Genomic DNA, 12,317 nt, shown 5'->3' on the forward strand with positions numbered 1-12,317 from the left:
AGTTCCCGATTTTTTATTCATCCCGATAAACAGCTTTTTAAATGCCATCTTGAAAGATTATTTCTAACTTTCAGAAATATGTTAACACAAAGAATTCCACTGGCTGAAAGACTTAGACCTGTCGATTTGGATACTTTCATTGGTCAATCGCATTTGCTTGGAAATGGGGCTGTTCTCAGAAAGGTAATCGAGAGCGGAGTTTTACCTTCAATGATCCTATGGGGGCCTCCGGGAGTGGGGAAAACATCATTGGCAAATGTTATTGCAAATACTTTAAAACTTCCATTTCACACACTTTCTGCTATTGCTGCAGGTGTCAAAGATGTGAGGGAAGTGATAGAAAAAGCAAAACGGCAAGGGAATGCAATTTTGTTTATAGATGAAATTCATCGTTTTAATAAAGGACAGCAGGATGCATTACTTGGTGCGGTTGAAAAAGGAACCATCACTTTGATTGGTGCTACTACTGAAAATCCTTCTTTTGAAGTGATCAATGCGCTTTTATCAAGATGTCAGATTTATTTATTGAAACAACTTGAAGAAAAAGATCTTAAAACTTTGGCGAACTATGCCATAGAACGCGATATTGAAATAAAACAAAGTGGAATATCAATTAAAGAATGGGATGCTCTATTTAGAATTGCAAATGGGGATGGAAGAAAACTTCTAAATATCATTGAACTTGTATCACAGAACCTGGATGAGAATAAAGAAGTAACAAATAAATTGGTACAGCAGATTGCCCAGCAAAAGCAAATTCAGTACGATAAAAATGGAGATTTGCATTATGATATCATCTCGGCCTTTATTAAATCAATTAGGGGAAGCGATCCAAATGCAGGAGTTTACTGGTTGGCCAGAATGATAGAAGGAGGAGAAGATCCAAAATTTATTGCCAGAAGATTACTAATCCTTGCCTCAGAGGACATCGGGAATGCAAATCCAACAGCTTTGGTATTGGCAAATGCATGTTTTGATGCAGTTAATAAAATAGGTTGGCCGGAATCAAGAATTATTCTTTCCCAATGTGTAACATATTTGGCTTCATCACCTAAAAGCAATGCTGCATATAAGGCTATTGCTAAAGCTCAGGAAGAAGTGAGAAATAGTGGCAATTTAAGCGTCCCTTTGCCGATTCGAAATGCGCCGACAAAATTGATGAAGGATCAGGGATATGGATTGAATTATAAGTATGCTCATGATTTTGAAGGTAATTTTGTATTGCAGGAATATTTACCGGATGAAATAAAAGACAATATTTTTTATGAACCTGGAAAAAACAAAAGAGAAGCAGATTTGCGGGCTTATCTCAAATCAAAGTGGCAGGGAAAATACAATTACTAGAATTTACAATGAAAATTTAAGACAAGTTTAAGGTTAAATGGCCAAAATAAACTCAAAGAAAAATAGAAGCCCGGAACAACGCAAAAGACGGCGTAAAAGACTGATATTCGGATCATTCGGTTTTACGCTTATTCTTTTGTCGATATTTTCTTTGCTTTTAATAATTTATGGAAATGCAATTCTCAAAAATTTTATCATCAAAACAGTTGAAATTAGAAGTGAAGGGCTATATAGGGTCGAGTTAAAAGAAATTAATGTAAACTTTCTAAAACTCGGATTTGAAGTAAATCACTTCCATCTCATTCCAGACAGGGCTATTTACAGAGCAAAAAAGGCTAAAGGAGATGTAAAAACGGGATTGTATGATATTCAAGTTCCACATTTTGAAGTCAATGGTTTGCGATTACTTACCGCTTTTTATGAGAATAGCTTTATAATTAATTCTCTGATCATCGAAAAACCTAATCTCCGACTTTTAGATGTTCCCATATTCAGATCTAATAAAGATTACAGCGAGGAATACGATGATATAAGACCGATTATCATTGAATTGGTAGAATATTTTTTAGTTCGCGACCTTATTATAAACGAAGGCGTTTTTGATATTTTCCTGGAGAAAGAAGGCCAGGTTGAAAATTTTACAGCTTCAAAAATATCTTTGCGATTAAAGAATTTTCAAATTGACAAAAGAAATCCCGAGGGCCAGGAAAAATTTCTTTATTCCGACGGCGCAGAACTTGTTTTCAAAGACTATAAGCTTGTATTAAAAGATGGTATTCATGTTATCGATGCCAATGAAATTGGAATCAATACCTTGGATTCTATCGTCTATGCCAGAGGATTTAGTTTGAACCCGAGTCAAATTTCCTTGAAAGAATTAAGAGAGAGTAGGAAATCCTATTTCACAACTTTTTTTCCTGAAATATTGCTGAGTGGCGCTGATGTAATCAAAGCCTATGAAAAGGACACTTTCAATATTCAAAAGTTATTAGTACTAAGACCTAAGATTGGATATTTCAATCAGACGCCTCTATCTGAACGCGTAAAGTCAGAAAAAACACTTAAAAATCAAGTCGACTTTTTCCCTTTGATAGAAGGGTATCTGAAAGAGGTAAATATTGGGAAATTTGATTTGGAAAAAGGAAATTTCAGATATGGAGAACCATTGGAAAACGTTCCGGAAAATGTCAATATAAGTGGAATTGATGTGTTTCTTGATGAATTCCATATCGACTCGACGGCCTATAGAAATATGGAAAGGATTTTATATTCTAAAAACATTGAACTCGATTTTAGTTCTTTTAGAATGTCTCTTCGCGACTCAGTTCATGTTCTTCGAGCCAATTCACTTTATATTTCTAGCAAAGAAAGAATACTTAAGGCAAATGGCTTACAAATTAAACCGCTAACGAATTTTGATAAAGGCATAAAAAAAGATCAGCTGAACATTCTTCTGCCAAATATTGAACTCAGGGAACTGGATTTATACAAAATGTATCTGGAAGGCAATTTGCTAGCCAATGAGTTTATCGTGGATAACCCTATAGTGAACATTGAAATAAAGAAAAAGGGAAAAGATAAAAAGAATAAAAACGATCGCAAATCAGCCAACGATGTCTACAATTTATTCAGTAGATATTTGAGATCATCAAGCATTAACCAGATTAATATTAATAATGGCTCAATAGATTTTGACCAAACCGTAGAAGGGAAAAATGAAGAGATTATCGCCGAGAATATTTCTCTTATCCTTTACAATTTCTTTCTAGACTCTTCCAGTTTTGTCAGTGCGAATAACTTTCTATTTTCTGAAAATATTGATTTTGAATTAAAAGACTACGACTTTTTATTGCCCAACGAGATAAATGAAATCAAGGTGGGTCTGTTTCAGTTTTCTTCTAAAAAAAGAGAATTAAATCTACGCGATATTAGCATGAAGGCATTGCGAAAAGATACTATCCGACAGCGATTAAAACGCCAGGGGAAATCGGGTTATCTTGAGTTTGAAATACCAACAGTAAAATTTGAAAATGCAGATATATTACGGGTACTAAAAAACAGACAAATAATAGTAGATAAGATATTAATTGACAAGCCACGGTTGTATTCATATAAATTAGAAGAATTGCCAAAGGATACAACCCTTCCTCCTGATTTAGAAAACATCAAAAACAGTATTCATAGTTTGTTGCCTTTTATTAAAGTGAAAAAATTGGAACTATCAAATGGTGAAATAAGCAGCTTCAATATAAATGGGGATTCAAGTGTTTTGAACTACAATAATAAATTACACCTGACATTAAAGGGATTTAATCTTTTACCTGACTCAATTTTCGTGTCTGGTGATGACTTGTTCTTTTCCAGGTCTATTGAAGTAGTAATCCACGACCAGAAAATTTTCATTAATAAAGGCTTATATCAAATTACTTCTGACTCAACGGTTTATAATTTTCCTGAAAAGCAATTGAAAATAATTGGCTTCAATTTGGAGCCTGTTATAAATGAAGGAATTGAATTTTCTGAATCTGTAGAGATTTCCTTACAATCACCGATAGCCATTTTCAATAATGTAAATCTGGAAGAAGTATATAACAATCAGATTCTAAATGTTGATAGTGCAGAATTTGACACATTGAAAATAGTAATGCAACAAAGAAATTCGGGAAACAATAAAGACAGCTTAAAAAATAGCAAATTTAACATGCCGAGGATTCTAAACGAGTTAAATGTAAGCAGCATTAATATCAGACATGGAGAAATAGATTATTTCAATTACAAAAATTCGAAAATTGCAGAAGCCGTATTTAATGGACGGATAATTAAAACTGAACTGGCCGACCATACCATTGGTTCTCAACCTGAATCATTACCCTTTGAGGACTTTCGTTTTGTAATTCCCGAATTTAAGTTTGAAGCTAAAAAGATAAATCACACATTGTCGATCGATTCCATTGATTTTGATTTGGCATCAAATACAATTTCCAGCAAAAAAGTAAACTTCTTCGTCGACAGCATTTACCTTGATTCAGTTCGTCTGAAAAACTCGGTTTTTTCAAATGCAACAATTGACTCGATTTATATTAATGGCATTGATTTTAACGGTTTTTATATCAATAGGAATGTAAAGATTGACACATTCTTATTTTGGAATCCTGGCCTTGAAATACACGATTACAGCAATACTTCTTCAAAACCCAGTTTAAAGAAAATCCAATTCTATTCTTACCTGAAGGATTATATTAAGGAATTACATGCAGATGAAATTTTAATTTATAACGGTAAACTTAAAAACTTTAAACATGAGAATGACACCAGCGTACTCAGCTCGGTACTAAATAATATATACGTAGACTTTAGCGATTTTCTTGTCGATAGTCTATCATCAACGAGAAATAGATTTTTGTTTTCAGAAGATGTGGTATTAAGACTAAAAAACTATTCTAGAATCCTACCCGATGAAATGAATATGATAACGTTCGGTGAAATTGGATTTTCAACAGGTAATTCAAAAATTTATGCTAAAAGGACTCATCTTAAGCCCCTTTACAACGATTATGATTACTCAAGAAAATTGGGATACCAGGGGGATAGGGTAGAAGCAAAAATTAAAACCATTGATGTCCGCGGAGTTGATCTTGAAAAACTATATTTAAATGAAGAATTAAGGGCTGGAGAATTATTCATTGACTCCCTTTTTATAGACGATTTTAGAGATAAAAGAGTGGAATTAAACAAAAATTTTCGCCCGCCAATGATTCATGAAGTTATCAGAAATATACCTGTATTATTTTCTATAGATTCTATACACGTATTGCATGGAAATGCGAAATACCGGGAATTTGCTGCTGATGGAGAATACCCCGGAGAAATATATTTCAATGATATCAATAGTAAAATTTATCTGGTTTCAAATGATTCAAACTATTATCAATACAATCCTAATACCTATCTGTTCGCCATTGGAAAATTGATGGATCAGGGGGATATTATCATGAGTGGTAATTTTAATTTGTTGGATACTAATAATACATTTAGCATAAGGGGGAGTTTAGGTTCAATGGATATGACCGCTGTAAATTCAATGACAGAAAATGTGGCATTTGTTTCAATTAAAAGTGGAATTTCAAGGTCTTTGAATTTCAATTTTGAAGCCGATGAAGACTATGCTGAAGGAGATTTAAATTTTCAGTATTCGAAGTTTAAAATCTTTGTAATTAATAAAAAAACAGGTGAAGCTGAAGGTTTGGATGAAGGAATAGTGTCCTGGTTTGCAAACACCTTTTTGATCAATAGTAAAAATCCACATTTGGGGTTTTTTAAGGATGGTGAAATATTTTTCCGTAGGGATAAAGGCAAGTCAATTGTAAATTATGTTTGGAAGGCCATTTATAGCGGAATAAAAACGAGTATTGGTGCTCAAACCCAGAAGAAATTACATAAGATTGCCGAGAAACAGGAAAAGGCAGCAAAAAAGAAATAAAATCTTCCATTCGGATTCGTTATTTTTATAAATTATTTAAACCAATAATATGAAATTACTACTACGATTTAAATACATTCTGTCTATATCAGTCATAACAACGCTTCTATTTTCTTGTAACTCAGAAGATGACATTATTGCTCCGGGAAATGAGAATCAGGAACCTTCGGTTTTGGTTTCTTTAGATACTTTTCTTATTAGACCTTCTGGTGAGCTCCAAACTTTTGTTGAAGCGGCTATTTCTGGAATAGATCCAGCAACAATTAAATATGATGCAGTCATTTTAAAGGTTGTATATAGAACAAAGTATAAAGGAGAAACAATAAATGCTTCTGGACTTGTTATTCTGCCTTCGACAGAAGATGAAGTTGATATGTTGAGTTTCCAGCATGGAACGATTGGTTCTGATGCAGAAGCACCAAGTAATATTACTTTACAGGATCAGGCAGCAATTTTTTATTCGGCAATAGCGGGTACCGGAATGATTGCTGTGATACCTGATTTTATCGGTTTTGGAGCTTCAGCTAACATTCCGCATCCTTATTATGTTGAGGATCTTACTGCAAGTGCAACTATAGATAATATCAGAGCTGCAAAGGAAATTGCTGAGTTATTCCAATTGGATTTCAATAACGAATTATACCTTGCAGGCTATTCACAAGGTGGCTACGCCACAATGGCCACGCATAAATGGATAGAAGAAAAAGGATTAGATGGATTTAATCTTATTGCTTCATTCCCTTCTTCAGGAGGATATGACATGAAGGGGTTTCAGGAGTACTTTTTTACCCTAGAAACATTTCATCAACCTTTTTACATGGCTTATGTAGTAAATGCATTCAAATCTGCTTATGATATGAGCCTAAATTTTAGTGATGTATTTAATGACCCATATGCTTCTAGAATTCCGGATTTGTTTAATGGACAGTACACAGGTACAGAAATAAATAATCAGCTTAATGATACGCTAAGTGTATTATTAAAAGCAGAGGCAATTGCAGGTTTGGAAACGGATCCCTTATACGCAGATCTTAAAATGCAACTAATTGAAAACTCCTTGACTGATTGGGTGCCACAAAAAAGAATGTTTATGTATCATGGTACATCCGATGTTACAGTACCATATCAAAACTCTATTGACACCTATGATCAGCTAATTGAAAATGGTGCATCGGAAAATATTGTAACCTTTACTCCATTGCAGGATGCAACACATGGTACCGGTGTAATTCCTTATATCGGTGAATTAGCTAGTGAACTGATTATCTTAAGAAATTAAAATTCTGCATTTTTTGGTGCTCGCGGGAATGGAATGACATCCCGAATGTTTGACATTCCCGTGATAAACACCATCATTCTCTCAAATCCAAGTCCAAAACCACTATGTGGTACAGTACCGTATTTTCTTGTTTCCAAATACCACCATACATCTTTCTCAGGAATTCCGATTTCCTTAATTCTTGAACTTAGGATGTCTAACCTTTCTTCTCTTTGAGAACCACCCACGATTTCACCTATTCCGGGAAATAATACATCCATTGCAGCTACCGTTTTGTCATCCTCATTGACCCGCATATAAAATGCTTTTATGGCCTTTGGATAATTGTAAATAATCACTGGTTTTTTAAAGTGTTTTTCAACAAGAAACTTTTCGTGTTCGGACTGAAAATCCATGCCCCATTCTTCAACCGGGTATTCAAATTTCTTCTTTTGATTTGGTTTCGATCGCTTTAAAATTTCAAAAGCTGTTGAATAATCTATCCTTTCAAAATTATTGCTTATTGCAAAATCAATACGATCAATCAAACTCATTGCGCTTCTTTCATTTTGGGGCTTTTCAGATTGAGCTTTATCAAAGCGTTCAGCCAAAAATTTGAGATCTTCCGATGCATGCTCTTTAACATAGTCAAGACAATATTTCAATAACTTTTCAGCCAGGTCCATATTGTCATATATATCCGCAAAGGCAACTTCGGGTTCTATCATCCAGAATTCGGCTAAATGACGGGTAGTATTTGAGTTCTCAGCGCGGAAAGTGGGGCCAAAAGTGTAAACTTTTGATAGGGCCAGGGCTCCAAGTTCTGCCTCTAACTGTCCGGATACTGTTAAATTGGTTTCCTTACCAAAAAAGTCCTCTTCATAATTAACCTCACCTTCTTCATTTAAGGGAGGTTTTTTTGGATCCAGGGTAGTTACCCTAAACATTTCGCCCGCACCCTCCGCGTCGGAACCTGTAATTATTGGCGAATGCAAATAATAAAATCCGTTTTTGTTAAAGAAATTGTGAATAGCAAATGCCAGGTGATGTCGAATTCTAAACACCGCACCGAAAGTATTACTCCTTGGCCTCAAATGAGCTATTTCTCTTAAGAATTCGAGACTATGCTTTTTTGGTTGCAGTGGGTATAATTCGGCATCTGCATCGCCTAAAATTTCAAATATATTTGCCTGAATTTCAAAATCTTGACCGCTGCCCACGGAAGGAACAAGTTTCCCAATCACTTTAATGGATGCACCTGTGGTTATCCGCTTGATTTCTGCATCATTAAATGAAGCGTTATCTAAGACAACTTGAATATTATTTATAGTTGAACCATCATTGAGCGCAATAAAGGAAACATTCTTATTGCCGCGTCTTGTTCTAACCCAGCCCATGGCGCAAATCTCATTTCCTTCGTTTTCACCCTTCAATAAATTTTTAATTTCTACTCTTTTCAATTGTCCTATTTTTTGTAAATCTAAAGAAGCTGCAAAAAAAACTAATTTTAGCCAGTTTTATGAATCTATCTGATAAAATCAGATTATTTTTGATTTGAACATTTATTCATTTTTCAATTTATGCAGAGGATTAGTCTAAAGCAGACCTTAAGTCAGAAATTATCACCACAGCAAATTCAATTTATCAAATTGCTACAGGTGCCTACTGCCGAATTAGAAACCAGAATAGAAGAGGAATTAGAAGCAAATCCGGCTCTTGAAGAAGGGGAAGGTGATGAAATTGCTGCAGATTCTGAGAATTCAGAATCCGAGAAAACAGAAGAGAGAGATGATGAGATCGGGTTAGAAGACTATCTTCATGATGAATACTCGGGATATAAAATGGCCGGTGACGGTCCCAATCCAGATGATGAAAACAAGCAGACACCCATTGTATCCGGCTCAAGCCTGCTCGAACGACTTGAGAATCAAATGGGATTTAGAAAATTAAGCGAGCGTGAACAGGAAATCGCTAAACAGATAATTGGGAGCATAGATGCTGATGGATATTTGCGTCGTGAATTAGAAGCAATTTCAAATGATCTGGCATTCTCAAAAAACATAGAGGCGGAATACGATGAACTGGAAAATCTTTTATATGAAGTACAGAAACTTGATCCTCCGGGAATTGGAGCACGGGATTTAAAAGAGTGTCTGGTACTTCAGTTAAAAAGAAAAAAAAGCGATCCGATTCGACGGAAAGCAATTGAACTTCTGGAATCAAGCTTTAACGAGTTTTCTAAAAAGCATTATGAGAAAATTCAAAAAAAACTTGATGTCGATGCGGAAGAATTAAAAGAAATAATAGCAGAGATAATTAAGCTCAATCCCAAACCCGGAGGCAGCTCAGATGCAGCTCAAACAAGAAATGAATATATCATTCCGGATTTTATAATTGTAAACAATGACGGCGATTTGGAAATTTCATTGAATTCAAGAAATGCACCTGAATTAAGAGTAAGCAGGTCTTATTCAGAAATGTTTCAGGCTTATGATAAAAGCCCAAAGAAAGACAAGGGAATGAAACAGGCGGTCTCCTTTGTTAAACAAAAGCTCGATGCAGCAAAATGGTTTATTGATGCCATAAAGCAAAGGCAAGAGACCTTGATGAAAACTATGAATGCTATTGTTCAATTTCAATACGACTTTTTTCTGGAAGGGGATGAGGGCAAACTTAAGCCGATGATATTGAAAGATATTGCAGAGCGAATTAACATGGATATTTCGACCGTTTCGCGGGTGGCCAATAGCAAAGCTGTACAAACAGAATTTGGTATTTACCCATTAAAATTCTTTTTTTCCGAAGGGATTGCGACGGATTCGGGTGAAGATGTAAGCAGCAGAGAGGTAAAACAAATGCTCAAAAGGTTTATTGAAGAGGAGGACAAGAAGAAACCGCTCTCTGATGATAAACTGGAAAAACTTTTAAAAACAAAAGGCTATCAAATAGCAAGAAGAACTGTTGCAAAATACAGGGAACAATTGGGAATCCCTGTTGCGCGACTTAGAAAGGAATTATAATATGAAGAAAAATCTGGCATTAGCTATTTCGGTTTTACTGCATCCATTATTGATGCCAAGTATTATTTTTTTAAGCATTTTTGAATTTGCCCCGATCATAATATCCAATGTTCAAAATAAATGGATTCTACTTATGCTCATTTTTTCGGGGTCCTACCTCGTTCCAATATTTTTAATTTTAACGATGTATAATTTGGGCATAGTAAAGGACATTAAATTGGATAATAAGTCCGAAAGGCGATGGCCAATGATTGCATCTACAATAATATATATAGCTTTTACCTATTTATTGGTGGGTAAAACTCCAATGATAGTGCCATTAATTATGACTGGTATTACATTTACGCTTGCACTAACCACCTTAATCACACGTTTTTGGAAAATTTCAGCTCATTCGGTAGGGGCAGCAGGCACAAGCGCTTTTTTATTGCTTTGTGTGCTGCGCTTTAGCGAAATGAACCTATTGATCCCGGCTTTATTGATGGTCATGTTATCAGGGTTTTTAATCTCTGCGAGGTTGTATCTACAGGCTCATACACCAAAGCAAATCATTGCGGGAATTGCGTTGGGTATTCTGGTATCTTTTGGTGTTTTTTTAATTTAAATACATGTATAAAAAACTCAAATACGAAGTAGAAAAGGGGATTGCAAACATAACTCTAAACAGACCTGAAGTATTTAATGCATTTGACGATGAATTGAGTTATGAACTTCAATCTGCGCTTAAAGAAAGCGCAAAGAATGATGAAGTTCGAGTACTGGTAATAAGCGGAGAAGGGAAAGCTTTTTGCTCAGGGCAGGATTTAAAAGCTGTATCAGGTCTTGAAAAGCGATCGTTCAAGGAATCACTAACAAAAAGATATAATCCTATTATCCGTTCAATGCGCAATATGCCTAAACCCATTATTGTAAAATTGAATGGTGTGGCCGCAGGGGCAGGTTGTTCTTTAGCATTGGCAGCAGATATAATAATTGCCGCTGAAGAAGCATCTCTCATAGAGGTTTTTGTCAATATAGGCTTGGTCCTGGACTCGGGATCATCTTTTTTCCTACCGCGCTTGGTAGGTTATTCAAAGGCATTTGAATTGAGTACATTAGGCTCCAAAGTAAGGGCTATCGAGGCTAAGCAACTAGGTTTAGTCAATAAAGTAGTAAAGAAAGAAGATTTAGATACTGAAGTTCAAACACTGGCAGAGCATTATGCAAATGCGCCTACAAAGGCGATTGGTTTGATGAAAAAAATGCTTAATAAATCCTATAATTTTGATTTGGAACAGGCTTTGGAGTATGAAAAATACTGTCAGGAAATAGCTGGAGGATCAAATGATTATAAAGAAGGCGTCTCAGCATTTCTCGAAAAAAGAAAACCTGATTTTAAAGGCAATTAAACGATTAAAATCAGGCTCACAAATTGTTTATTTCAAAATCAGAAGGTAACCACTGTAATTCCAAGGATTACATTGGATAAATTTCCTTCCAGCTTTCCTTTGGAATCGTTTAATTCGGATTCAAAAAGTTCAGATAAAGCATAATATCCAAAGAAATTCAAGCTTCCAAAACCAATTCTGGCATGAAGCCCATATCGGAAATTTTCCAGCCCTTTTCTTGATTTGCTCTTAAATTTATAATTGTCTCCGTCCAGTTCATATTTTATTTTAGTTTTTGCATCAATTAGGAAACCTATTTTTCCTCCGACAGCAAAACGAAAGGACTTTTTTGAAGGTTTTGTCCTGAATCTAAATTCCATTGGAATATCAAAATAGTTTGCATTTAATTTTGATTTTTCTATTCCAAAAGTCAAAGTATCCGTATTTACTCCGGACTCAAATTCTGATGCGCTTATGACAAAAAGTGTATTGTTAGCACCTGGTGTTACACTAACTTCATTTGAAAACATGTAATTATCAGTCCCAAGTCCAAAGCCCGGATTAAAGGAAAGTTTTTTAGAACCAAAGAGCCTGAAATCGTACATGTAATAAATATTTGCAGATCGACTCTTTAAAAATTCAATATCCATATTGTCAGGAGTGCCCTCTAGAAGCATATTATATCCAAATTCAAACACGAGTGTACCTGGAACTTTATCCTGATACTCAGTAAAATTTGGGTCTGTGACTTCATCTTGAGCAAAAATTGCATTTCCGATAATAATAAGGTATGTACTAAGTAATAATTTGATCTTCATAGCATGTATTTTGCTTTAAAGCTAAAATAA

General features: G+C 35.0%; 8 protein-coding genes. 6 read left to right on the forward strand and 2 right to left on the reverse strand.

What is annotated here, in order from left to right; genetic code table 11:
- The first annotated feature begins 78 nt into the window (after positions 1-78).
- The 3 genes from HZR84_10940 to HZR84_10950 are packed head-to-tail and all read left to right on the forward strand — an operon-like array spanning position 79 to position 7,103.
- The gene (locus HZR84_10940) at positions 79-1,344 is read left to right on the forward strand and encodes a replication-associated recombination protein A (protein ID QNL22433.1); all 1,266 of its coding nucleotides are present in this window, start codon (positions 79-81) and stop codon (positions 1,342-1,344) included.
- Between the two features lie 37 nt (positions 1,345-1,381).
- On the forward strand, positions 1,382-5,824 hold the full coding sequence (locus HZR84_10945; protein ID QNL22434.1) for a hypothetical protein: 4,443 nt from the start codon (positions 1,382-1,384) through the stop codon (positions 5,822-5,824).
- Between the two features lie 49 nt (positions 5,825-5,873).
- Positions 5,874-7,103 carry a hypothetical protein gene (locus HZR84_10950; GenBank protein QNL22435.1) on the forward strand — a complete coding sequence of 410 codons (1,230 nt, stop codon included), beginning with the start codon at positions 5,874-5,876 and terminating at the stop codon, positions 7,101-7,103.
- Here HZR84_10950 and asnS read toward each other — a convergent pair.
- Positions 7,100-8,542, reverse strand: coding sequence for an asparagine--tRNA ligase (gene asnS, locus HZR84_10955; GenBank protein QNL22436.1), 1,443 nt, complete (start codon positions 8,540-8,542; stop codon positions 7,100-7,102). The genes HZR84_10950 and asnS overlap by 4 nt on opposite strands.
- 120 nt (positions 8,543-8,662) lie before the next feature.
- Between asnS and rpoN the strand changes: the two genes are divergently transcribed.
- From rpoN to HZR84_10970, 3 genes are read left to right on the forward strand one after another with little or no spacing between them, the layout of a single operon-like run.
- Entirely contained in the window at positions 8,663-10,102 is a 1,440-nt protein-coding gene (gene rpoN, locus HZR84_10960; GenBank protein ID QNL22437.1) for an RNA polymerase factor sigma-54, read from the forward strand.
- Position 10,103: 1 nt separating this feature from the next.
- Positions 10,104-10,706 carry a phosphatase PAP2 family protein gene (locus HZR84_10965; protein QNL22438.1) on the forward strand — a complete coding sequence of 201 codons (603 nt, stop codon included), beginning with the start codon at positions 10,104-10,106 and terminating at the stop codon, positions 10,704-10,706.
- A gap of 4 nt (positions 10,707-10,710) precedes the next feature.
- The gene (locus tag HZR84_10970) at positions 10,711-11,490 is read left to right on the forward strand and encodes an enoyl-CoA hydratase/isomerase family protein (protein QNL22439.1); all 780 of its coding nucleotides are present in this window, start codon (positions 10,711-10,713) and stop codon (positions 11,488-11,490) included.
- Between the two features lie 38 nt (positions 11,491-11,528).
- On the opposite strand, the gene HZR84_10975 is transcribed toward HZR84_10970, so the two are convergent.
- A complete protein-coding gene (locus HZR84_10975) occupies positions 11,529-12,287 on the reverse strand; it encodes an outer membrane beta-barrel protein (GenBank protein QNL22440.1) in 759 nt (252 codons plus the stop codon).
- Between the last annotated feature and the right edge of the window lie 30 nt (positions 12,288-12,317).

Source organism: Hyphobacterium sp. CCMP332 (assembly GCA_014323545.1).
GTDB lineage: Bacteria > Bacteroidota > Bacteroidia > Cytophagales > CCMP332 > CCMP332.